Origin of the sequence: Flavobacterium procerum, assembly GCF_042431625.1 — a bacterium.
In the GTDB taxonomy this organism is placed as follows: Bacteria; Bacteroidota; Bacteroidia; order Flavobacteriales; family Flavobacteriaceae; genus Flavobacterium; species Flavobacterium procerum.
The window spans coordinates 721,289-745,707 of sequence record NZ_JBHLYW010000007.1; the positions used below are offsets into that span (position 1 = coordinate 721,289).

Here is a 24,419-nt window from a genome sequence, read left to right on the forward strand (position 1 = left end):
ATTACTTATAATAGACAAGCATTGCAAATTTATATTTCGGCGTAAAATTTAGTTTTTAAATATTATTTTATTAAGATTAATAATCGAAGTCTCACCTTGAGAACTTTCGAGATACTTTATTTCAATACTGTTTTCAGAAATAAATCTTATTTTTTTATCACAACCCGTAACACACGCTTCGGTATAAACTGGAAAGTATAATTGTTTGTTTTTGTCAAATGCAATGATGTTGGCTCTAAAATAAGATACAATTTTAAAGTTGTCATTTTCAATACTCTGTGATTCATCATAGTCTCCTGTGAAATTGAATAAATCATCTTTGTAATAAGTACTATAAATAATGTCTGGAATTCCAGAATAACCATTTGCCATGTGATTGATCGAATTGTTATCTGTTTCCCATTTTTTCATATAATTGCTATAATGATTTGGATCTTTGGCAGCATGAAATACCAATTTGCTTTTATTTGCAAAATCATAAAGAACTTTTTTTATTTCTGGGTTTGAATTTAAAAGCTTGTTTTCAATAAATTCCCCAACTATTGCTTCTCCTTTATGAACTGTCGTTTCACCTCCATATACTAAGTTGTAAGTGTTTAGATTGTTGGTGTTTAACATAATAAAAGTTACCATTTCATCTGTAATTGCAGATCCTTGGTAAGTCTCATGTACAGATAAAAGAATGTATTCTTGGTCTTTAATAGTTACTTTCTCGAAACTTTCTTTTCCGATTGAAGTATAATTATATTCGTTCGAAATTAAAGTGTCTTGTTTAACGAGTTTAAATTCCTTTCCTTCTTTCAAATACTTTGAAGCTAGAATAAAGTTTTTATCCTCAGCAAGCAAATATTTGTTATATTCACTTGCTTTGGATGTAGTAATTCTTATTTCTTCTGTATTGTCTTTGTTTTTAGTTTTGTAAAGAGACGTTAAACCGTCTGAATTAGTTGTGTTATCGGTTTTTATGCTGTCTCTATTATTTGGTTCAGGGATTGAAATTACTTTTGTTTCTTTCTTACATGAAATTACGCCAAAACAGATTACAAGTAATATTATGATTTTTCTTTTCATTAAGAAGACTCAAAAAAAAATTATTTAATTTTCACTCTAACCGCATCCGGAACCAACATTTCATATTCGCCACCATGACGCAATACGTCGCGTACAATGCTTGAGCTGATAAATGATGTGCTTGCTGCAGTTAACAAGAAAACGGTTTCTATTTTAGAAAGTTTTCTGTTAGTGTGGGCGATAGCTTTTTCGAATTCGAAATCGGCTGGATTACGCAGACCTCTTAAAATGAAATTTGCTTTTAGTTTTTTGGCTAAATCAATGGTAAGACCTTCATAAGTGATAACCGAAACTTTTGGTTCGTCTTTAAAAGTTTCTTCGATAAACCGTTTTCTTTCCTCTAATGAAAACATGTATTTTTTTTCGGCATTGACACCAATTGCAATTACGATTTCATCAAATAATGGAATTCCTCTTTTGATAATATCTTCATGTCCTAATGTAATCGGGTCAAATGATCCTGGGAATATGGCTTTTCGCATTTCTTTAAGTTTCTAAGTTTCTGAGATTCTAAGTTTTGTAGAATCTTATTTTTTCTTTTTTTGGAATTTGGAATTTGGAATTTTATTTTTGGAATTTGGTTTTACGTTATCCTTTTGGTATTGATGGAGGGAACCCATTCCTCTTTATGGCAGTCTTTACAAGTTGAAGTTCCTTTTTTTAATTTTTCAGTATTACCGCAGAAAGAACAAGAATATATTCCTTCTTCTGAGATGATTTTATTTTTTTTCTCGAAAAGCAAAGGCAGAATCGGTAATCCGTAGCCAACATCTTTGTCTTCATAATAAAAAACACTGATTTCACCGCTGGTTTCTATAAAAGCATGTTTTACCTGTCCTAAATGCTCAATCGATTTGATTCGCAATTCTGCGAAAAACTCGTCTTGAGCAAGAGTTTCTTTTCTAAAACTGCTTATAGAAAATTTCCCGTCGTTAATTAAACATTCGGTTTTACCTTCTATAAATTCTTCAAATTTTTTGCTTTTTCCTGTAAGCCATGTTACAGTTCGATATAAAATGATTATGGTTGTAAAAACTATTGCAGCAGGAATAATTCCAACATCTTCATAAAACATAGGATCGCCAGCTGCAGAACCTAGCGCGATAATGATAACCGTTTCAAAAATAGATAACTGTTTTACGCCTCGTTTTCCTGCCAGCTTTAAGGTTAGCAGCAAAATAGTAAACATGACTGTCGATCGAAAAATAACTTCCAAAAGAAAACTTTCTGGCAGACTGTTAAAGAAAACTCTATCCCATTCAAATATTTGGTTCATTTTTTTGAGGTGCTAAGTTGCTAAGGTTCTGAGATGCTACGTTTTTAGGTTCAAAGTAACAAAGGTCTTTGCTTCACTTTGTTCAGTCTGATTGTAATAAAAAAATAAGGTTCTGAAATCTTAGAATCTCAGAACCTCAGTATCTTTAAGCTAACGCTAATTCAATCGCATTTGTAAATAAATCTTCAAGAGAAATTCCGGCTGCTTTTGCTTGTTGCGGAATCAAACTTTCTGTTGTTAAACCCGGAATGGTGTTCATTTCGAGCATATGTGGTTCGTCGTTTACGATGATGAATTCGCTTCGTGAGAAACCTTTCATTTTTAAGACTTCGTAAGCACGTTTTGCTGTTTCTCCCACTTTTTTAGTCAATTCGTCAGAGATTCTCGCTGGCGTGATTTCTTGCGATTTTCCTTCGTATTTAGCTTCGTAATCGAAGAAATCATTGTCTGATACAATTTCGGTAATTGGCAATACAATAACCTCGCCTTTGTAGTTGATTACGCCGACAGAAACTTCTGTTCCGTCAAGGAAACTTTCAATGATGATTTCGTTGTCTTCTTTGTAGGCAACTTCAATAGCGATTGGCAATTCGGCTTCGGTTTTTACTTTTGAAATTCCGAAACTAGAACCGGCTTTATTTGGTTTTACAAAACAAGGAAGTCCCACTTTTTTAATGATTTCCTCCGTGTTGATTACATCACCTTTGTTCAAATAATAGGAAATCGCTGTTTTGATTCCGTATGGTTTTAAAACCGATAATAAATCTCTTTTATTGAATGTCAATGCAGCTTGGTAATAGTCGCAAGAAGACTGCGGAATTCCTAACAATTCAAAATAAGCCTGCATTAATCCGTCTTCTCCTGGAGTTCCGTGAATAGCATTGAAAACACAGTCAAAAGTGATTTTTTCTCCGTTTACAGTAACTGAAAAATCATTTTTGTCGATTGGAAATTCGGCATCATTCTGGTCTACATAAACCCATTTTTCTTTAAAAATATGAATACGGAATCCGTTGTATTTTGTTTTGTCAAGATATTGGTGTACAACGTTTCCGCTGATAAGCGAAATTTTGTATTCGCTTGAATATCCGCCCATGATGATGGCAATGTTTTTCATTGTATATTTTTATTTTTTAATTGTTTCAAGTTTAATGTTTCAAGTTTAATGTTTCAAGTTGTCGATTAAGACTTCCTTGTTGAGAATCTTTCTACAATAAAAATGCACTTTTTTCTTTTAAGTAACGTTCTTATGAAAACTGGAACCCTAGCCCTGATGGGAGCGGCATCCTTTTGTGCCGGGGTTCGGCGCAAAATATACAGCGGACAGCAGGAAATTGCTCCTAATTAAAAGCATTCTCGTTTTAAACAAAATTATCATTTTTTTTGAAACGAAATACTTTATCTTTGTCGCTAATAAAAATAAATTTATGAGTTTACGTAAGTATTTAACAAGCAGAGTTTTTTTCTTGCAATTATTAATGGCTGCTGCAATTATTGTTGTTTTAGGTTATTTATTTATGCATTGGTTGACTTTTACAACCGATCACGGACACGAAATCGAAGTTCCGAATTTGGCTAGACTGACAGAGGAACAGGTTGAGCAAAAACTAGATGAACTTGATTTGGATTATGTACTTCTGGATAGTGTCGATTATCGAAGCGAATTTCCGAAATACAGTGTTGTAGAACAGGATCCATTGCCGGGAACTAAGGTAAAGGTGGGTCGAAAAATTTATATTAAAATTAATGCTTCCGGTTTTTCGTCTGTTAAGATTCCGGATTTAATTGATAAAACATATCGTGAAGCAGTTCCTACCTTAAAAGCTCTTGGTCTTGAAGAGGGAACGATTACTTATATTCCGAACCTTGGTAAAGATATGGTTCTTGAAATGCGTTACAAAGGTAGAAACCTTAAAGTAGGAGACAGAGTGCTTAAAGCGTCTAAAATTGATTTAGTTTTAGGTGACGGAAAAGCAAGTTATGTAGATGAAAGCCAGGTCGATAGCACAGCAACGGATCCTGCAGAAAACCCAAATGATGAGTAATAATATTGATGAAAATTTAGATCTGGAAGACGAATTATTCGAACATTACAGATTTGAAGTCCCTAAAGGTCAAGCGTTTTTGCGTATTGACAAATATTTGATGTATTTGATTCCAAATGCCACGCGAAATAAGATTCAAAACGCAGCAACCAATGGAAACATTTTTGTGAATGATATTCCGGTAAAATCAAATTATAAAGTAAAACCTTTTGATGTGATAACCGTAATGTTGTCGCATCCTCCATACGAAAATCATATTCTTCCTGAGGATATTCCGCTGAATATTGTTTACGAAGATGATGCTCTTTTATTGATCAATAAAGAGCCGGGAATGGTAGTGCATCCTGGGCATGGAAATTATACAGGAACTTTGGTAAACGCATTGGCGCATCATTTTGATAATCTGCCAATGAACAGTAGCGAACGTCCTGGTTTGGTGCATCGAATTGATAAAGATACATCGGGACTTTTGATTATTGCCAAAACAGAAGCTGCCATGACGCATTTAGCAAAGCAGTTTGAAGCCAAAACTACAGAACGTGAATATATTGCATTGGTGTGGGGTAATGTTGTGGCAGATAGCGGTACTATTGAAGGAAATCTCGCAAGGCATTTGAAAGATCGTATGCAGATGGCGGTTTTTGACGATCCTGAAATTGGTAAACCAGCCATTACACATTACAAAGTTTTGGAACGTTTTGGTTATGTGACGCTTATTTCTTGTAAACTAGAAACAGGAAGAACGCACCAGATTCGTGCGCACATGAAGCATATCGGACACCCTTTGTTTAACGACGAACGTTATGGTGGTCACTTGATTCTGAAAGGAACGACTTTTACGAAATACAAACAATTTATAGAGAATTGTTTCAAAGCATTGCCACGTCAGGCATTGCACGCTAAAACACTTGGATTTGTTCATCCGAATACAGGCGAATTGATGCGTTTTGACACAGAACTTCCAGATGATTTTCAGGAATGTTTAGACAAATGGAGAAATTATTCGAAGTCGCATCATGTTGAAGATGAAGAGAATTAATTAGATAATTTGTCAATTAGAAAATTAGATAATTTCTTGAAACGAAAAAAAACCAAAAGCTCCTACTGGGAGCTTTTGGTTTTTTGGCATAATTTTATTATCGTTCCAAATTTCTGTAGAGGTATACTGCAGTGCGTATAACGTATTGTTGATATTCGTTGCGACAACGCACTACATTGCATCTGTACGGAAATGCGTTATGTTCTAATTATCACATTATCTAATTGACAAATTATCTAATTTAATTCTGATAGATATTTAATTTTTAAATCGGTTATTATGACTTTTCCGTTGGTTATGAAGCCTAGTTTTCCTTTTTGGCTTAGATTGCTTTTTTCAAGTGAACATTCTAATGAAGTCTGGCCATCGACTGAAAAGTATAATTGGTTGTTTGTGACTTTAATTTTTACGTCGTACGTTTTGTTGTTTTCCAGTTTCATGGGGTTCTTAAATAAGGTTTTGCCACCTCGTTTGCCGTATGAATCATCGTTTTTGTAATAAATGCCTTCACCAATTACAATGTTTTGGTCAATTTGATACAGATAGGTTCTGATGTATTTTCCTTTGTCCAGATTAAGCATTATTTCAAATAAAGATTCCTTTGTCATATTGACTTTAAAATCAATTTCATAATTTTTTGGAAGTTGTTTTTTCGATACCAGAACACCCCATTTTGAAGGTGAACCTGATCCGGTGATAGTACTGTTGTCTAAAAACCATTCTTGAGAATCGATTGTCCAGTCTGATTTTAATATCGAAGAAGTGGTAGCTGAATATTCCTTTTTTTTGGTTGAAATTGTGCTGGAACACGAATTTAAAATCAATAAAAAAAGCAATATGCTAATGTGTTTTAGTGTCATTTTAATTTAATTCTGAATGCTATTTTATTTTTCCTGTTGATCCTGTTTCTGATGGCAAAAGTTCGAAAACCGAGGTAGGAGCCAGACCAGATTCAATACGATGCGAAACGTAAATGATGCTTACATTGGTTTCTTGTTTGATTGTATTAATCAATTGAATCACCAAATCTACATTTTCGTCGTCTAAACCTTCAACTGGTTCGTCTAAAATCAATAACGGCGGGTGTTTTAAAACCGCACGTACAATTAAAGCTACTCGCTGTTGTCCGATAGAAAGATCTATAAAACGTTTTTTGCGAAGATCTGTCATCTCAATCACTTCCAACCATTGTGTGACTATATTTTTTTGATGTGTAGTGGGTTGGGTATAAAGGCCAATCTGATCAAAAAATCCGGAAAGAATCATTTGCTCCAAAGTGTGGCCTTTCTGAAATAAATCGGTCATTGAAGTTGCGAAGATTCCGATTTGCTTTTTAATGTCCCAAACACTTTCTCCAGTTCCTTTTTTTCGTCCGAATAAATACAAATCCTGTCCAAATCCTTTTGGATTATCTCCCGTAATCAATGACAAAATTGTGCTTTTTCCAGAGCCGTTAGGACCGATTAACTGCCAGAATTCACCTTGTTTTATCGTCCATGAAATGTTATTGAGGATTTTTCTTTCTTCATAACTTACCGAAACATTTTCGAGTTTGATCAGTACACTTTCGTGAAAGGAATGCGTTTCGGTCGCTTTTGGAATTGCGGCAGTATTTAAAGTTTTAAAATGATTTTCGTTTTTTGAAATCGGATAAAGCTCAAATGTATTGTCTTTGATTAAGGCTTTATTAGGAACAAATTCTAATACATCGACCATTCGGTTTAAGAGCTGAATGATGGCAATTTCGCCAGTTAAATCTTTTAGTGAGTCTGCCAGAATCACTCTTGATGCTTGATCTAAATGATCGAACGGATTGTCAAAAATGATAAAATCCGGTTTTTGATTGATACAGTATTTTAAAAACTCCTTTTTGCGTTCGCCCGACGAAAAAGTACGCAATTGCCTGTGTGTATCAACCGAGGCTTCTACGCTGTCGTATTGGAATTCTTTCTCAATAAACTTTTCAATTGCAATATCAGAAAAAAGAATTCCTTTCTGGCTGTTAAAAATTTCTAATTCTCCTTTGGCTTTGCCCGACAATACGGTATCTATAAATTCTTTTTTATTTACTTGATTTGATAAAAGTATATCCCAATGCTGCATTTTTATTTTTTAGGTAATTAATTATTTTCTTTTAATGCCATTTCGCGGTTGTTTCTCGACCATTCACTCCAAGAGCCCACATAAAGTTTTGGAATCGGAATTCCTGCATAATCCATTGCGAGCAAGGTATGGCAAGCGGTAACGCCTGAACCGCAATGAACGATACTATTTTCCGGATTTTTTTCTCCAATAACAGCCTTGAATTTTCCTGACAAAGCTTCAGGTGTTTTAAAAAGCCCGTTTTCATCGAGATTTTCGGTCAAGGGTACATTAACTGCGCCTGGAATATGTCCAGAAACTAAATCTAACGGTTCTGTAAGTCCGTCAAATCGATTTTTGTCCCGAACATCGATTACAATATTTTCTGGATTGTTTCGAGCTTTTTCTACTTCTTCAATATCGGCTAAGCCTAATTTCCAATCAGAAACTGGATATTTTTCGACTATTTTGTTGCTTTCAGTTTCAGAACTTATAGGAAAACCTTTTTTTAATGCTTCTTGAAAACCTCCGTTTAAAACCTGCACTTTTTTATGTCCAACAGCTTTTAACATCCACCAAAATCTCGAAGCCGCATTTGATCCGTTTTTGTCATCGTAAACAATAACATGAGAAGAAGGTGAGATTCCCAGTTTTGAGAGCACCTCAGAAAATTTCTCTAAAGAGGGCAGAGGATGTCTTCCTCCATTGGCAGGATTACAGTCTATTTTAGCTAAATCTTTATTTAAATTGACATAACGTGCTCCTTTAAGATGTTCGTTTTTGTAATTCTCTTCGGCATTAATTCCGGCTCGAGCATCAACTAAAACAATTTCATCTAAATTCTGGAGCTGCAGTAATTCTGTAACGTTTATAATAGGTAAAAATGACATTTTATAGCGTGTTGTTAATGATTGATTAATTAGCAAATGCCTGGCTGTGGAAAACTATAAAAGTATTATTTGTTTTATTGAAAGTGAGGCATTGTAAAAATCTCTTATTCCGGAATTTTTTCAATCAAGATTTCATTCCCCGATTTATCAAAATAAGTACAAGTCATTTCAACAATGTCGACTCTCCATTTTGCAATACCACATTGTGCGCAGTGATTGCAGAAAGTCATATAATCTGTTTCTCCATGCTGGTGTTTAACCAGAAGTTCTATAAAATATTCCTTGTTCGCAAAATCAGCAACTTTGATTTCTGGATATTTTTCATCGGCAGTAACGGTGTAATTGTTTACTCCGTAGTATTCTACATGTCCGTCATTCACGAAAGTGTCATAACCTTTTACACCCAAAATAATTAAATCCTGAATGTAATTTGGGAAATCTGCACCAGATTTTACTTTTGAGTGCGCTTCTTTTATTTGTTCTATTGTAAACATATTATAAGTTTTTTAGGTTAGGTTTTTGCCACGAATTACACGAATTTCCACGAATTAAACTTTTGCCACAGATTAAAGGATTAACACAGATAAATCATTTTAATCCTTTAATCTGTGGCAAGATTCAAAAGAAATTAGTACAACTTCGCGTAATTAGTGGCAAAGAAAAAAAAATATTATTTCAAAAATACGATTAATGGTTTTATAAATTGGTCAAAAGATTCAATATGCGGCAAATGTCCAGTATTGGCGATTTCGACTAATTTAGAATTCGGAATCGCTTTTTGTGTTTTTTTACCCAGTTCGGCATAATTCCCCATTGTTTTTCTTATTTCTTCAGAAACAAGTGGTTTGCCAATTGCAGTTTTGTCTCTTGTTCCAATGATTAAAAGTGTTGGGCATTTTATATTTTTGAATTCATACAAAACAGGTTGCGTAAAAATCATATCATACATAAGAGCAGAGTTCCAGGCTACTTTGCTGTAGTCTGGAGCGCTTGTCCAACCGGCGCCCAATTCTGCCCATTTTTGGTAATCGGCATTCCATTTTCCGTCATAATAATTGGCCATTTGGTATTTTTTGATGCCTTCGTAGTTTTGTTTTAATTCCGATTCGTACCACCAATCAACCGGTTTATACGGAACAATAAGTTTCCAGTCTTCTAATCCGATTGGATTCTCTAAAATCAATTTTTCGGTGATTTCAGGATACATCAATGCAAAACGAGACGCTAGCATTCCGCCCATGGAGTGTCCAAGAATTGCCGTTTTTTGAATGCCAAGTTGATCCAATAATTTTTTGGTATTTTCTGAAAACTGTTGAAAGGTATATTGAAAATTTTCTGGTTTTGATGATTTTCCGAAACCAATTTGATCCGGAACAATTACGCGGAAACCTTCTTTTGTTAATGCTTTTATGGTGGTTTCCCAATAAGCTCCGTTAAAGTTTTTTCCGTGAAATAAAACGATATTTTTAGAATTGTAGTTACTTGGTTTGATATCCATATAAGCCATTTTTAGGTTCTGACGCTGGTTGTTTACTTCTAAAAACTGTACCGGAAACGGATATTCGTAATTACTTAAATTAATATCTAACGGTTTTATTTTCTGCTCTTGCGAAAGACAAAAAAGGGGCAGTACTAGTATGATAAGTTTTATGATTTTCATTCTTTGTGGTATTTACAGATTAATGTACTATAAATTTAAAGCTATGTATTTTTATGACAAAGCTTAAAATCTTAAAATTATCAGAAAGTATTTGGAAAGGAAGCATAATTAAAAAATCCAAAAACATTTATAATGCTTTTGGATTTTTGTTGTTATTTGAATGTTCCAATTGATTCGATGAGCCATTTGTCTTTTACTTTCCTCAAATCGAATTCAATCGGCATGACAATTTCGTTGTTAAGTGTCACAATAATTTCTGCGTTAGAATTTGTTATGCTTTTTTCATGATAAGTAGCATCTTTTTCTTTATTGATAAATTCCTTTTTTCGTTCATCAGGCAAGCTTTTCTCCATTTTTTTGATGGTTTCTAATTGCATCAGATTGTTTTTGTTCGGAATCAAAAATTTTTCTGCGGTTTCAAAATCAAAACGATTTATTGCTGCCAAATAAGCTTCTACAGTTTTTTGGGGCGACATGACTTCCTTTAAAGGTTTGTTTTCTGGAGATTTGCAGTTCACGAAAAACAATAGAATTGTCAAAAAAGAAATAAAATGTTTCATAATTTTAGGCTTTTATAATCCGACGAAATCATCACTTTTTGGGAAAATGCTCAAAGCCTGAATTGCGATTTCTGGAGTTGGCGAAGCTAGTTTTCTAAGTTTTGTGTCCATCCAAGCGCCGTCTACTGTAATGGTTGCACAAAGTGTGTCGTCTTCTCTTCTAAATTCGTGAATGATGGACCAGCGAGAAGCATCGGCTTTCATTTTTGATGTTTTGGTGTGAATGAATATTTTGTCTGAAAGTTTCAGCTCTTTTCTGAAAACACATTCTTCACGAAATAAAACCGGACCAAATCCTTGAGTCTGCATCACTTTTAAAGTTAAGCCGAGTTCTTCGAGGATTTCGATACGATGCTGCGCTCCAAAATCGTAATAAGCACTGTGACGAACGTGAAAATTTGGGTCAAGATCTGACCAGCGAAAAGAAATTTCTTTTGTAAATGAAGCCATTTTTTTAATTGTAATTTATTGAGAAATCTAAATTACGACTTTTTACAATTATATTTTTTTGAAAGTTAATTTATCAAATTTTTTACATAGATAATTTTGAGATTACTTCATTGTGTTGTGAGAGGTTCAATAAATAATTAGCAATACTTTCTGTTTCATTAATTGTAAAGTTAGAATTAAAATATTGTATGTATGAAATTAATTCACCAAGCCGAAGTATTTTAATGAATTGATATTGTTCTTTTGGAGCATTGTTTATGAAAACTATAATATTTTTGATGGGAATTTTTCTATTTCCCCAATGTTGTCTCGAAAAATTCCAATTGTGTTTTTGTACACTGTCATCTAAGAGTTTAAATAAAGCATAATTGGTTCTAAGAATTTGTTGAACGGGAGAACGCAGTTCTAAGTTGTCAAAAGAACGATTGCTCCAATTTTTTGTTTCGATTATAAAAATGCCAGCTTGAGAAATTAAAAGATGATCAATTTGAATGGATTTTATAAAATCACCATTATACTTAATTGGGGTTGCAAAACTATAGCAGAAATCATTTATTAATATGTAATCATCGGATAATTTTTTTAAGACAGTTTCTACTTTTTGCTCGCCAATCGCACCATAAATTGTATTATTCAATGCTGTTATGATTTTCTTTTTTGATTCAAATTTTTGTAAATCCATAAAACTGCTGCTATTTACAGCATCTTGAAAGTTTGCGGAAATATAATTGAAACGCTTATTATTTTTTGAAATTAATTTTTTATTTGAATGCTTTAAATAGAAGACATTAACTGGAAATTTGAATTGTATGTACCAAAATTCTATTTGAATTTTAAGATTCATCCAATAATCTTTTATTGTAGGAATGATTTTAGAGTTTGTTTCAGGCAAATCTTCGATTTCTTGATTTAGATCATTCAGTTTTTCTCTTAATCGATTCTTTAAGTCATTTATTTTTTGATTTAGATAAGTATTTGATTCTGAAATTTCATCTTCAAGAAATATTTTTTCATCCTGTATTCGTTTGTTATGATTAGTAATGATTTTCTGTTCTGTAACATGAAGGTCTTTTTGAAAATCAATGAGCTCATGTATAGAACTAAAATCATCAATATTATTTCTGACTAATTCAAGTTGTATAGTATTTAGACATCCAATTGTATTATAAACTCTACACATAATCTTAAATATCTATTGCAACTCCATCTTAACCAATTCAATCTCTAGTTTGTCAAAGTTTTCTTCATTTTTATCGACAACATAAGGCTTTAGTTTTTGGCATTCTTCCACGGTTTCAAAAAGCATTTTAAAAACGACTTTGGTTTGGTTTTCTGAGACTTTCTCAAAAGTTGCCAAGATTTGAAATAATGGTTTCGAATGACGTTTCCAAGCAATAAGATTCGGTTTTTCTATTTTGATGAACTCGCATTCGTTTTCATAATTTCCTTTTTCTGGGCCGTGCATGGTGAATTTCCATATGCCACCTTCACGAAAATCAAATTCATGAAAAGTATTGGTAAAACCATTTGGTCCCCACCAGTTTTTCAAATGTTCAGGTTCGCTCCAAGCCTTAAAAATCAATTCTTGAGGAAAATTTAAAACTCGTGTCGTAACAATTTCCGAATTTGGTATTGTGGAAAGAATATTTGAAGTCATTGCTTGAATGTTTTTAGTAAAAAAAATGAAACACATAAAGTTATGATTTAAGTTTTACTAATCGTCTTTAGTATTCAATTTTTTGACAATCCACGGAAGTGTAAGTCCTTGTCCGATAAGTGTAAAGAGCACAACGGCTACAGAAATGAATATAATAGCATTTCGTTCGGGAAACGGATTTCCGTTTTCAAGAAATCTAGGAAGTCCGATAGCGATAGCAAGAGAAACAATGCCACGCATTCCTGACCAGCCTAAAATGATACTATTCTTAAAATCGAGAAGCGCATCTTCCGTTATTTTTCGTCTTCCTCCACGATTTTTTTTAAACGCTTTTTGCAGATTGATCTTTTGAAGAAATATCCTCATAAATCTGATTAGTAAGGCGACAATGGTTATAATAAAAGCATAACCAATGTAAGGCAACAGCATATCATTCTCAATATCTTTCAATACATATCTAAAATTAAGTCCGATTAGGATAAAAATTAATCCATTTAATAGAAAGATAATAATATCCCAAAGGTTTCTTGAACTGTTTTTTAGGCTTTCGGGAAATACTTTTTTACTAAAACGAGCAATTGCTAATCCCGAAATTACAACTGCGATTACGCCAGAAACATGCAGATGTTCTGCAATCAGATAGGTCACAAAAGGCATTAAAAGCATAAAACTGATTGTCACGTTTGAATTTTTATGCACTTTTTTTAAAATTACAGCTAGAATTTTTGACATCACAAAACCGACTAAAAAACCGCCTCCTAACAATAAGACAAATTGCAATGTTGCCTGCCAGATTACAAAAGCAGATCCCATTACGGCCGCGACAGCAAATCGATAAGCGACCAAGGCAGAAGCGTCGTTTATCAAACTTTCGCCTTCTAGAATGGTTATGGTTTTATGTGAAATATCGAGTCCTTTTGTGATGCTTATTGCCGCAACAGCATCGGTTGCAGAGAGAATTGCTCCCGATACAAAGGCAAGAGGCCAAGTTATATTAGGAATTAAATAATGTGCGACAACGGCAATCCAAAAGGTGGTGAGAAAAACGAGTGTTATTGCTAAAGTACTGATGGTACTGATGTTTGTTTTGAAATCTTTTGGCGAAATATTAAATGAAGCATCGTACAATAAAGGTGGAAGAAATAATAGGAAAATAATCTCAGGATTAATTTCGATTTCATTCATTGTCGGAATAAAACCGATACCAACTCCCACAATGACAAGAAGAATAGGGTAGGGCAGTTTGGCTTTGTCGGCAAAGGCAGATAATCCGATAACGATGGCAAGTATGAATATAATGATGCTGTAGTTTTCCATTGCTTTAGGGGCTTTTTTAAGCTAACAATTTATTTTCTTTTAGATGTTTAAAGATGATTTTATCAACTTCAGATATTATGTTTAAATCAGTATAATTTAGCCATCTAATTTCTGCTATTTCATTATTCTCTTTTGGTTTACCAATATAATCAGCTTTATAGCACGTCATTTTTACAATGATTCCTTTTGCATCTCCATCTGATTGCGCTTTGAATGTCCCAATGTACTCGATAGTTTCAGGAATTATTTCGACGCTTAATTCTTCTTGAATTTCTCTAATCAGAGTTTGTTCATCTGTTTCATTATTTTCCCTTTTTCCGCCAGGAATATAATATTTGTTTTTCCCTTTTGATTTTGTGCTTAAAATTTGACCATTTTCAATTTTTATTAATGCAATTTTATCAATTTCGATCATAATTTTTCGATTATTTTTTATCAAGTTTTGATTTTATTATGCTGTCATTTATTGAATTTGTTCTAAAAAAATCAGGTGGTACAGACAAAGCTTTGTCTTTATAACTTTCATATTTTATGGCGTAATATTTCTTTTCATTAATTTGCATCAAACCGTTGAGATAAATATTTTCGCCAGAGTAAGAACTTGTTGGTAGTTGGTAACGTGTATTTCTCTTGCTATACTTGAATTTATATGTCGGTATTTTTGCTATAAAATTTTTGTAGGCTAATTCATTTGGCAAAATATAGAGTATGCTTAAATATTCGCTTCCTTCTCCGTCTTCTATAAAGGTTAGTTCAATTATTTCATTTGTGTTTTGTTTATGGAATTTGAACTTTTTTTGTTTTGTTGAAATCGTATCACGCAGCAATATAAAACCTTTTGATACGAATTGTTTATAATCGGTAGATTTGTCGTAATTAAATGTTTTTCTAAAATCAGAAATTTTTAATGTCTGAGCGAAAGATGAGTTTACAAACACCATCAAGATTAAGATACAAAGGTTTTGTTTTACTGTTGTCATTTCTTTTCATCATTTAAATCGCAAAAGTCTCATTTACTACTAAAATCAAATAGTTTTTACTTAAAAAACGATTCGACCAAAAATCTATTTTATTTGTATGTTAACAGGAATCCGAATTGTTTTTTTTACCAATTTTGATGCTTTTGGACTGTAAAAGAATACTTTTTCAAGTTGGGAATCATCCGATCTTAATACCGAAACAAAATTACCTTTGTCGGGATACTGCATGTTTTCCAATCCAAATTCTTTGTATTTCTTTAAAAAGGAATCATAATCTAAGCCTTGATTATTTCTAAATTTAGTATAAGTATTTTCAGGAATCTTGATTTTACCATAATTGTCTACATAGATACTAAAATTTTCAGCATCACTATCAAATAATTTATAGTGAATGACATCGGCATCAAATTCTAAAATTTGCACTTTTTGTCCACCAATGGTAAAAGTATCTCCGATGTTGTTTTCTGAGATTTCTTCTTTTTCATATTCAACCGGAATTTCTATTTCGATAACTACATGCCCCTTTAATCTCAGATATTCTGAGTTTCCCATTCCCATGGTTTGAAATGCAATTCCTTGAAGAAGCTTCCCGTTTTTCGTTTCAAAACCTCCAAGATTTAGACCTAGTCCATTTTGGTTCAGCTTTATTTTTTCATTTTTTTCATTAGTTAATTCATAGCTTTTTACAGTGGCTTTTATATAATCTAAAATAGATTTTTGTGTAGTTATGCTTTCTGTTTTTTCGTATTCTGATAATTGTTCTTTAGTATAAAAATTATCTACCAACGCATAAAAATAAATTGAACTCGATGGTTCTTTATTGTAATCTGAGGCGCCGTCTGTTATTGCAGTTATCGATTTTTTAATTTGGTCGGCGGTTTCTTCTGCGCGTTTTTGCGATATAGCGATTTCCCAAGGATATTGTTTTTTTGTATTCGTTTTTGCTTTTGGAATTTTGCTATTTTTAGTAGTGACATTTTCATAAACGGAGAAATCTTGAAAATGTGCACCGCTAAAATCCTTATCAGAATATTTTAATTCTTTGTTTAGGAGATCTGGAAACTCTTTTTTACAGGCAGTTATAGAAAATAAAAGGATTAATAACAGAATTTGTTTCATAATTAGATATAAAGAGTATTTTGTGTTTTGGTTTGTATTTTTTGCCTTCAATTGTGTCTTTAAAGTTTTGAGACTAGTATTAATCGGCACGAATTTTTACAGTTTTCATTTTTTCAAAATCGAGCGCTTTGTCTTTAGAACGTAATTGAATTGTTGTTTGGTTTAAATCTGAACTTATATTCAGTACAATATCAAGTAATTCATTTGAATTGTTTGATGCCAATTTTTCGAAATGACTGAATATTTCTTCTTCGTCAAACTGAAGAAATGCTTTATATGTTTTGTTGTCTTTGATGAATGTATAAATCAGATAATTTGGAACAACTTGTTTTTGATACGTCATTTTAAGAACCTCTTCGTTGAACAATTCATATTCTTCGCCATTAAAAAAACTAATATCCAATGCCGATTTCGTTTGGCCAAAACTATTGATTTCTGCTTTCCAATTGTATTTTTTTCGGTACTTATTTGCCCAAATTCCATAGGGAATTGGTTTTCCGTTATTTACTATTTTTCGGAACTGAACATCATTTTCACAGGTGCAAGTATCTGTCAAAACTTTTTTCATTTCGTCCGCTTTTACCACATCATAATCTCTGATTTTTGTAACATTTATTGAGTCGGCCTTAAAAACTTCTAATTCTTTAGTATTATTAACACCTGAAATCCAGAGTACGACATCTCCGCCTGGAGCGATTCCAGCAATCAATCGTTGGTAATCAGCAATTATTATTCGGTCCAAATTACCGCTTATATCTCGTTTGTATTGTGTTTTGAAATACCTAGATATTTTGTTTTTGTCTAGTTTTGTGTTTAATCGATAGTATTTATTTTCTAAAAATGAATACCAGCTAAGTTTTAAACTATCGGGTACTACAATATCGGGTCCATCAGAAGATTTAAAAGTAGTGTCTCCGTTTCCCCAATTTATAGAATAAACTTTACCAGTTTCTAAAAGAGTGTATGGCGTACGATCTGCAGTGACAGCGAGAGTAAATCTGCTTTCTGAGAGTAATTTTATGGGATAACCTTCTGGTGTAGAAATCCCTTGCATATAATCATATTTTTCGGTATTGCGAAAAACCTGCTCATTGTTAAACGTTTGCCTTTCTTCATCAGAAGTATTCCAAAGGACTAAAAAGCAAGCCACAATCAATAATCCTGAACAAATAGTAATAGCCAATTGATTTTTTTTGGAAATAAAAGCAACAACAAACAATAAAGCAGTTTGTGGAATAATAGCCAATAAAATCAGAAAAATAATAAAAAGCTCTTGCGGCACATAAGAACTGTTGTGGACAATTTGGAATTGCAATAAAAACAGAAAAAGCAGTACATTGATTATTCCGATTCCTATTGAAAGGAGAAAAAGTTTAAAATAGTATTTCATTGTTGATTGTGCTATTACTAGTTTAACTTTTAAAATTGTTTTTAGAAAAGTTATGACTATTGTTTTTAAATGAAAATTTACTGTTTAGTATTAGTTGTGTTTTTATATGGATGTAGGCAAACTTATGTTAGATACTATACTGTTATGGGAAACAATATGCTAAAATTCCCATTGGTATCACTAAACTTAACATCATAAATGAAAAATAAAAAAATCTGTCCCAATTTAATCCATCATATTCAAAAGAAAAGCGGGGAGGATTTTTAGGATTTCTTTCAAAACTTTTTTTAAACAATTTAAGACCAATTCTTAAAATTGATAAAGAATATAATGGACAAATTAGAAATAAATAAAAATTTGGTTTTGACGAATTTGAGTTTCCTAAAGTCAATAAACCCAGAATAGCCAAAATAATTGTAAAAATATAAATTGGCCAAAACAGTTTTTCATTGAAATATAATTTTGGGAAAAATTGAAACGAAAAAGGAATTATCATTAATCCAAATAAAAAACATACTAGGTCAAGGGTCATTTAATTTTCAGATTGTTTTAAATTGTTATTCGCATTTTGATACGTTCATGAGCATAAAGTAAAGGCTGAAATAGCTATTACTGATTTTAAGGTGCGTTTTCTTCTCCGTTATACAAATCCAAAATAGAAGTGTTTTCGAACAAATGTTTTTCTGATTTTGTTTTAAATGTAGAAATCGGAGAACTATTTTCATCCATTGTATAGATTTCGGCAATAGTTCCTTCACCTTTTTCATAATCAGCTGTAGTTTCAATACATTGGCCAGCACCACCCGAATAAGATGTCATGTAGGTAAGAACAAGGTCTTTTCCAGAGTATTTAAACTTGCACAAAATCATGTTATGCGGACCGCCCCAAAGATAGATGCGGAGCGCTCCTTCTTCTACGCTAATATTTTCAGGGTCATAGAATTTAAAATCATTTTCGTTATATTCTGCCGGCATAACTACATCAGAAACTTTGTCTAAACGATACGTTTTGTTTGCATTTTGCAAAAGGATCAGCATAGGCCTTTTGGCTGTATTGACCTGTTTGTGTTTTAAGACAACGATAACATCATCAAGGCCGTCTTTGTTAAGGTCGCCTTTTGCTTCATATTGAATTTCATAAATAGCAGGTTTAGGAAGAAAGTCTGCCGTTTTATTTCCAGTTTCAGGATAAATAACCTCTACGTCTTCAGAAAGATCTTCGTCGTATTCTTCGCCATTTTCCTCAAACTCTTCATTATTTGGGAGACTGTCTATAATTGCAGCATTTTTTGATTCGCTTTTAACTTCTTTTTTGTTGCAGGATTGTATCAAGATAACCAGTAAAATGGATACTATAAGTATAAAATGTTTTTTCATTTTTATGATTTAAAGAAAAACTAAATGTAATTAATTTCTTTAAGAAAGTATATTTAATGATTACGAAAGGTTTTAATTCTTGTATTTTCTGTTTTGACAGCTTTTTATTTGAGTTTTTTAGTATTGTTGCCGTTCTTGCTTTTAATGAATGTGCCGTTTAAAGTATAATAATATTCAATTTTGTTTTTAACCGCTTTTATTTTGTCTTCATCAACATTTAGATCTTCAAATTCGAAAGGAATAATTGTTTCTCCCAAAGAATTTAGAACTCCGTATTTGCTGTTTTTTTTGGCAATAATAACGTTTTTGTCCTCTATGTTTAATTCTTCATATTCTATCGGAATTACGATTTCATTTTGCTCATTTACCGTTCCGTATAGATTATTTTTGATAATATAAATGATGCCTTTGCTGACATAAATTCCGTCATAGTCGTTTTTAAAGTCGATAATAAATTGGCCTTTGCTGTTAAGCAATCCAAATTTTTCGGTGTTTGGAATATGCTCTTCTTTTCGCCTTCCATTTTCATAGTATTCGTGTTCGCCTTTTGAGACAATGTAATAACCGTCAACACTGTATGTTGCCGAACAAAATTGCGGGGCAACTACATTGGTCATGTCTTCGAGATAATAGCCTAGATAACCTACTTTTTTATCGTTGACAGGAAATAATTCAGGGTCGTTTTGTGCATTGCCTACTAAATGCATTAAGGGGAAAAGTAAGCTAAATACTATTTTCATTTATTTTCGAAATTATTTCTTGGTACTGAAATATGTTTTCAAATATAAAATTTTTCTTGTAAAATTTTAATGATTTTTTTAAATTGATTTATAGCAATTAGTCGATAATGTTCTCTCAATTTGTTATTTTAGAAGCATAGCAAAGCCCTGCAGAATATTCAAATCTGTCAGATTTAAGGCAACAATATTTTTTGTTTAATATTTTAGTTATTTCGTTTGCTTTCTCAACCTTAATTGCTTTTTCGATTGAGCTTCCATCATTTGAAGCTATATCTTTCGTTGAACTACAATTTAAAAATGTAAAACATAGAGCAATTACAGTGATGCATTTTTTCATAATTTATTTAGTTTTTTTATTTAAGTCTATTATTATTCTCGCTCTTTTTGACAATATTATGGCTAACGTTCTTGCGCTACAAACGCATCCGATGACTAAATTAAGCCCATTTTTTGGATTTGTAACCTAACAATAGCGAACTGGCGAAGCAAATTATTTCAAATGTAAAATCATTTTAAAATTGAGCCTAAAATATCAATCTTACCAAACGGCTGTTATGCAACGTAATGTTATTGCATACACTTTCGTCCTTCACAATAAATTCCGAGGCTTTTTGTTTTAATAAATCCGTTCTTGTTGATTTTTATTTCAATCGACTCTTTGCTCAATGGGAAATCATGATATTTCGTCAAATGCAATTCAAAACCATTTGTAACTTTCCGATACGCACTCCCTCTAATATCATGATCTAAAACATATCCATAAGTTATTGCTAGGAGTATTGCTTCTTCTAGATTATCTATAGTCCCTAAAAAAGTTCTGAATTCATCTTCTGTTTTTATGTAATTTACTTTCTGATTTTCAATAGTTACGGCATAATTACAGCGATAACTTGGATGTCCACCTTGAAATATTCCAATAATCTTGTTTGGATTAATTTTTTCACTGATTTTTTTTCTCAGCAAAGTATCACCGCCATGTTTTAGAACAGTATATTTTATATTCTGATCACCAATACCTTGATAGTAAGTTGCATATTGCCAATATTGATAGTTTTTGTCTGGAATAATTTTTTTCCCTAAACTATCAAGATAATTATAAGCTACGTTATAATTTATTTTCTGAAATTTAGATTCTTCTTTTTGTATGCAAGAAGTTAAAATTAAAAGTAGCAAGATTATTAGGGTTCTCATTTTGCGCTTTTTTTTGATATTATATTACTTAACGTCTCGTTTGTGGTCGTTTTTTGTCATTCAAAGTTGAAAAGCTTGCAAAGTGTTGGAAAGGTTTGTGGAAGATTGTCTTCGTCCCACCGTTTACCAGTCAATTTACTTGTCTTAACTCTTATTGGAGGCATTAAGTCAGAAGTTTTTGTCTCGTAAACTTGTTCAGCTAAATAATTCAATTCTTCAAGTTGTGGGTCTTCATCAAAGATTTGTAAAAGTTGATTTTCGTTTAATTCTTTTATTGCTTCAAATGATGTTTGTCCTTTAGAAACCGCCCAAACTCTGAAATAATCAAATTCATCGTCACCGCAACCGCTTCTGACAATATATGCTAATGCCCAATGTTCCCAAGTGTTTAATTCGTTAGCTTTTGTAATCAACAATTTGTCAAATTTTCGCAATTCCTTTGGGTGAAATGTTTCTAGAGTTGATTTTAAATTGTCAAGGAAATTGAATTGGTCAGTAGATATTTTACGGTTTTCGTCAATTATTTGCCAAAATATAGTTTCATCAATTTTTCTTTTGTCAGTCGTAGGTTTTGGTTTTGGCTTTTCAAGATTTGAAACTATAGCAAGTAATGAGATTTGTTTTGCTATTTCTTCACTGTCTTTTAGAATTTCAAGCCCTTTAATAAACTCGTTAATACCTTCAATGATATACAACCGTTTCCAAGCAAAACATCGCTCAATACTTTCTTCTGATGAAAATTGATTAAACCCGTTAATATTGACTAATTTTATTTTTTCAAGTGTAAAATCGGGCAGCTCTTGTCTTAAATAATCATATTGATTCCAAAATTTATCAAGTCGGTTTCTGATTATCCCTTTCCAAAGTCTCTTGTAAAAGTTCAATTCTTTGTTGTCGATAAGATGTTTGCTAAAAGGCCTGCTAAAGTTATCGCAATTTCCGGAGTCCCAATTTTCTAGAATGAAAGCAATTAGTTCTTTGTAGCGTTTGTCTGTAATCCATTTGTCTCGTATGATTTCTTCAACTTTCTCATAATTGAGGTAAGGAAGATTGTTTTTATTCCTCCAATTTGTATATACTCCGGCTTCTTTTTGAAATTTTCCGTAACTCATTGTTGTCTATTTGTGTTTCGCTCTAAAATGGTTGCTAATGTATCACTACTAAGGCGGTTTGGGACTAAATTAAGTCTATTTTCGGATTTGCCACTCGAGTGATAGCGAACAGGCGAGGCAGATTATTAGAAATACAAAACTTTTTTATTTAGCCTATTGCCCAAATCTGTTGAAGGAGCCGTTAGCGAATGCCGTTTTTTTCGTTCACCATTCTTTTTAATGTGAAAAAAAACATAAGAAAATAAGCTATTATTGGTAAAAAATATTTTTTAGAAAAATCTATTACTTTTTGGTAGGTTAATTTATTTTTTTGTTCTTCCAAATATTCATTTTGTAATCTCGCCGAAACACAAATAAAAGTTCTAATTGCTTCTTTGTTTACGTTTGGTTTATGTGTAATAATTTTTGGATTAGCAAAATAGATGTCATTTTTATAAGGTAAATAGACTTGAGCCTTTTCAATTTGAAAAATATCAAGAACACTAATGTAAGACCAATATTGTGCTTTGTTATCAAAATGAAATTTTATGCCTTTTATAGAATCTTTAGTTGAAATTATTTGTCTCACATTTTTTTGGGCAATCTTTAATTTTGCTTTATCAGATACCGAATCTCCTGTTAGATTTACAATCGTGAATTTCTTTGAATTTAAAAATTTGGTAGTTTCTTCTTTAAAATCTTTACCATTCCAAACATATAAATCTATCGAACCATAATGAGTAAATGCATCAATATTCTCTAAATATAATATACACAAAACAGGAAGCAATAATATGCTAATTAATCCTGCCGAATAATATATTTTCTTTTGTTTTCTCATTTTTTTTCCCCCAAGGTATCCGCTAACATATTGCAACTACAATGAGTCTGGGACTAAATTAAGCCTTATTTTCGGATTTGCCACTCGAGTGATAGCGAACAGGCGAGGCAAATCATTAGAAATACAAAACTTTTTTATTTAGCCTATTGCCCAAATTTGGTTTAGCATCTGTTAACTGATGTTTTTTATTATTTCGTTAATCATTTTAAGCGCTTTTGTTGATGTTTCTCGAATGATAATTTTATTTTTTTTATTCCTAATAAGTTCTGTGAACAAATTATCCTCTGTATTTATATCAACAATTGTTCCTCCGTATTTTAATGTGGTTTCAGCAATTGCTTTTGGTAAATTTGTTGCTCCTGAAGTTCCAATAATAAAAAGAATGCCTGCATTTTTAGCAATTTTTAAAGAACTAAATTTTTTATTCGTTTTTTCGTCATAGTACTCATCAAACCATAAAATGTTTGGTCTCATCCAATTGTTACATTCTTTGCATTTTAGCAATTCTATTTCTTTTTCTGTTAAATCTTCATCTATATCTTTACCTTTAATTGCATCGGGTAGATGTTGTATTCCTTTACAACCATTTGAACATTTAATTTCTCTATTATTACCGTGAATTTCATAAATTCTTTTTGTTCCTGCTCTTCTATGTAGATTGTCTATATTTTGAGTGATTAAATGGAACTTATCATTTAAGAGATTTTCAATTTCTACAATTTGATTATGACTTTCATTTGGCATTGCATTTTCAAACATTTTTTTTCTGAAAAGTGAATATTGCCAAACTTCTTCAGGGTTTTCTTTAAAATATTTAAGAGTTCCAAATTCTTCAGGCTTGTGGAATTTTGTTCCTTTTACCCAAATACCATCAATACCTCTATAAGTAGGAATTCCACTTTCAGAAGAAATACCGGCACCAGTTAAAAAAGTGAAAAGATTTCTATTTTTTTTATTATAGACTTGTTTAATAATTTCTTCAAGTTGTTCTTTCATACAGAGTTTTAAATATTTGTCAACGTCCTAACTACTATAGCGAGTTTGGGACTAAATTAAGTCTTGTTTTCGGATTTGCCATCCAAGTGTTAGGGTAGAGGCAAAGCAAATAATCCAAAGACAAAACTAACTTTCTATTATGTCAATTGTCCAAATCTGTTTTTTAGTTTCTATTTCTGATATGCAGTAAAATTTGGTTCAAAACTCGTAAAATAATAAACCGCAATAACGAATAAGCAGATTAATATTATGATTACATGCTGTTTAAAGAATTTTAATATCGTAGCGATTAACAATCCAAAGGTTACAATCATTCCTTTTTGTGCGTATGGCGCAAAAAATTCAAAGGCTAAATATTTTGGAAGCAAAGGATTACTTAAATTAAATTTTGTTGAATAATAAATGGCGAAAACAAATAGTAAATGAAAAATTAAAATTAAGAGAAAAGTATTTGCAATTTTTTCAAAGTTTTTTTTCTTATTGATTTCGTTTAATTTTTCAAACATTTCTTTTTAGCTTTATATCTTTGGGTTATTTTTTTTGCTATTTTTTTTTGCTCTAAACTGATAGCTAACGTCCAGCTATTACAGCGTATTTTAGACTAAATTAAGCCTTCTTTTCGGATTTGCTACCAATCTATAACAATA

26 protein-coding genes are annotated in these 24,419 nt (G+C 32.0%); 2 read left to right on the forward strand and 24 right to left on the reverse strand.

The annotated features are described in order from the left end of the window. Positions 1–48: 48 nt before the first annotated feature. The 4 genes from ACFFLS_RS08800 to ACFFLS_RS08815 form a co-directional block, all read right to left on the reverse strand. A complete protein-coding gene (locus ACFFLS_RS08800; RefSeq protein WP_379686197.1) occupies positions 49–1,071 on the reverse strand; it encodes a hypothetical protein in 1,023 nt (340 codons plus the stop codon). A 20-nt stretch (positions 1,072–1,091) separates the two neighbouring features. Beyond that, entirely contained in the window at positions 1,092–1,553 is a 462-nt protein-coding gene (coaD, locus tag ACFFLS_RS08805; RefSeq protein ID WP_379686199.1) for a pantetheine-phosphate adenylyltransferase, read from the reverse strand. 101 nt (positions 1,554–1,654) lie between these two features. Beyond that, positions 1,655–2,347: a DUF421 domain-containing protein gene (locus ACFFLS_RS08810; RefSeq protein ID WP_379686200.1), complete on the reverse strand. Its 693-nt coding sequence runs from the start codon at positions 2,345–2,347 to the stop codon at positions 1,655–1,657. Positions 2,348–2,492: 145 nt separating this feature from the next. After that, positions 2,493–3,464 (reverse strand): D-alanine--D-alanine ligase, encoded by a 972-nt coding sequence (locus tag ACFFLS_RS08815; RefSeq protein WP_379686202.1) that lies wholly within the window; start codon positions 3,462–3,464, stop codon positions 2,493–2,495. A 310-nt stretch (positions 3,465–3,774) separates the two neighbouring features. Here ACFFLS_RS08815 and ACFFLS_RS08820 point away from each other — a divergent pair, with 310 nt between their 5' ends. Both ACFFLS_RS08820 and ACFFLS_RS08825 read left to right on the forward strand, forming a co-directional pair. Next, entirely contained in the window at positions 3,775–4,392 is a 618-nt protein-coding gene (locus ACFFLS_RS08820) for a PASTA domain-containing protein (protein WP_379686203.1), read from the forward strand. Next, entirely contained in the window at positions 4,385–5,431 is a 1,047-nt protein-coding gene (locus ACFFLS_RS08825; RefSeq protein WP_379686390.1) for an RluA family pseudouridine synthase, read from the forward strand. Before ACFFLS_RS08820 ends, ACFFLS_RS08825 begins: the two co-directional genes overlap by 8 nt. 236 nt (positions 5,432–5,667) lie before the next feature. On the opposite strand, the gene ACFFLS_RS08830 is transcribed toward ACFFLS_RS08825, so the two are convergent. The 20 genes from ACFFLS_RS08830 to ACFFLS_RS08925 all read right to left on the reverse strand — a co-directional run bounded on the left by ACFFLS_RS08830 (position 5,668) and on the right by ACFFLS_RS08925 (position 23,772). Next, positions 5,668–6,291, reverse strand: coding sequence for a hypothetical protein (locus ACFFLS_RS08830; protein ID WP_379686204.1), 624 nt, complete (start codon positions 6,289–6,291; stop codon positions 5,668–5,670). Between the two features lie 19 nt (positions 6,292–6,310). Continuing rightward, entirely contained in the window at positions 6,311–7,534 is a 1,224-nt protein-coding gene (locus tag ACFFLS_RS08835) for an ATP-binding cassette domain-containing protein (RefSeq protein WP_379686205.1), read from the reverse strand. Between the two features lie 17 nt (positions 7,535–7,551). Next, positions 7,552–8,403, reverse strand: coding sequence for a sulfurtransferase (locus ACFFLS_RS08840; protein WP_379689303.1), 852 nt, complete (start codon positions 8,401–8,403; stop codon positions 7,552–7,554). Positions 8,404–8,507: 104 nt separating this feature from the next. Beyond that, on the reverse strand, positions 8,508–8,897 hold the full coding sequence (locus ACFFLS_RS08845; RefSeq protein ID WP_379686207.1) for a DUF1398 domain-containing protein: 390 nt from the start codon (positions 8,895–8,897) through the stop codon (positions 8,508–8,510). Positions 8,898–9,073: 176 nt separating this feature from the next. Beyond that, positions 9,074–10,063 carry an alpha/beta fold hydrolase gene (locus ACFFLS_RS08850; protein WP_379686208.1) on the reverse strand — a complete coding sequence of 330 codons (990 nt, stop codon included), beginning with the start codon at positions 10,061–10,063 and terminating at the stop codon, positions 9,074–9,076. Positions 10,064–10,215: 152 nt separating this feature from the next. Then, positions 10,216–10,623 carry a hypothetical protein gene (locus ACFFLS_RS08855; RefSeq protein ID WP_379686210.1) on the reverse strand — a complete coding sequence of 136 codons (408 nt, stop codon included), beginning with the start codon at positions 10,621–10,623 and terminating at the stop codon, positions 10,216–10,218. A gap of 12 nt (positions 10,624–10,635) precedes the next feature. Beyond that, positions 10,636–11,073, reverse strand: a complete 438-nt coding sequence (locus tag ACFFLS_RS08860; protein WP_057122622.1) for an acyl-CoA thioesterase — start codon at positions 11,071–11,073, stop codon at positions 10,636–10,638. Positions 11,074–11,155: 82 nt separating this feature from the next. Next, a complete protein-coding gene (locus tag ACFFLS_RS08865; protein WP_379689305.1) occupies positions 11,156–12,253 on the reverse strand; it encodes a nuclease-related domain-containing protein in 1,098 nt (365 codons plus the stop codon). A gap of 12 nt (positions 12,254–12,265) precedes the next feature. Continuing rightward, a complete protein-coding gene (locus tag ACFFLS_RS08870) occupies positions 12,266–12,730 on the reverse strand; it encodes an SRPBCC family protein (RefSeq protein WP_379689306.1) in 465 nt (154 codons plus the stop codon). A 57-nt stretch (positions 12,731–12,787) separates the two neighbouring features. Further along, on the reverse strand, positions 12,788–14,047 hold the full coding sequence (locus ACFFLS_RS08875) for a Na+/H+ antiporter (protein ID WP_379686218.1): 1,260 nt from the start codon (positions 14,045–14,047) through the stop codon (positions 12,788–12,790). A 16-nt stretch (positions 14,048–14,063) separates the two neighbouring features. Then, positions 14,064–14,462 carry an NUDIX hydrolase gene (locus tag ACFFLS_RS08880; protein ID WP_379686220.1) on the reverse strand — a complete coding sequence of 133 codons (399 nt, stop codon included), beginning with the start codon at positions 14,460–14,462 and terminating at the stop codon, positions 14,064–14,066. A 10-nt stretch (positions 14,463–14,472) separates the two neighbouring features. Beyond that, complete coding sequence (locus ACFFLS_RS08885; protein ID WP_379686221.1) at positions 14,473–15,027, reverse strand: hypothetical protein; 555 nt, start codon at positions 15,025–15,027, stop codon at positions 14,473–14,475. Between the two features lie 84 nt (positions 15,028–15,111). After that, entirely contained in the window at positions 15,112–16,146 is a 1,035-nt protein-coding gene (locus ACFFLS_RS08890; protein ID WP_379686223.1) for a hypothetical protein, read from the reverse strand. 79 nt (positions 16,147–16,225) lie between these two features. Beyond that, positions 16,226–17,536, reverse strand: coding sequence for a DUF2931 family protein (locus ACFFLS_RS08895; protein ID WP_379686224.1), 1,311 nt, complete (start codon positions 17,534–17,536; stop codon positions 16,226–16,228). Between the two features lie 618 nt (positions 17,537–18,154). Continuing rightward, on the reverse strand, positions 18,155–18,913 hold the full coding sequence (locus ACFFLS_RS08900) for a hypothetical protein (RefSeq protein ID WP_379686226.1): 759 nt from the start codon (positions 18,911–18,913) through the stop codon (positions 18,155–18,157). A gap of 104 nt (positions 18,914–19,017) precedes the next feature. Further along, the gene (locus ACFFLS_RS08905) at positions 19,018–19,653 is read right to left on the reverse strand and encodes a WG repeat-containing protein (protein WP_379686228.1); all 636 of its coding nucleotides are present in this window, start codon (positions 19,651–19,653) and stop codon (positions 19,018–19,020) included. Positions 19,654–20,220: 567 nt separating this feature from the next. After that, on the reverse strand, positions 20,221–20,844 hold the full coding sequence (locus ACFFLS_RS08910; RefSeq protein WP_379686231.1) for a hypothetical protein: 624 nt from the start codon (positions 20,842–20,844) through the stop codon (positions 20,221–20,223). Positions 20,845–20,900: 56 nt separating this feature from the next. After that, positions 20,901–21,956 (reverse strand): DUF4240 domain-containing protein, encoded by a 1,056-nt coding sequence (locus tag ACFFLS_RS08915; RefSeq protein ID WP_379686233.1) that lies wholly within the window; start codon positions 21,954–21,956, stop codon positions 20,901–20,903. Between the two features lie 181 nt (positions 21,957–22,137). Further along, on the reverse strand, positions 22,138–22,776 hold the full coding sequence (locus ACFFLS_RS08920) for a hypothetical protein (protein WP_379686234.1): 639 nt from the start codon (positions 22,774–22,776) through the stop codon (positions 22,138–22,140). A 171-nt stretch (positions 22,777–22,947) separates the two neighbouring features. Next, positions 22,948–23,772, reverse strand: coding sequence for an SIR2 family NAD-dependent protein deacylase (locus ACFFLS_RS08925; protein ID WP_379686236.1), 825 nt, complete (start codon positions 23,770–23,772; stop codon positions 22,948–22,950). Between the last annotated feature and the right edge of the window lie 647 nt (positions 23,773–24,419).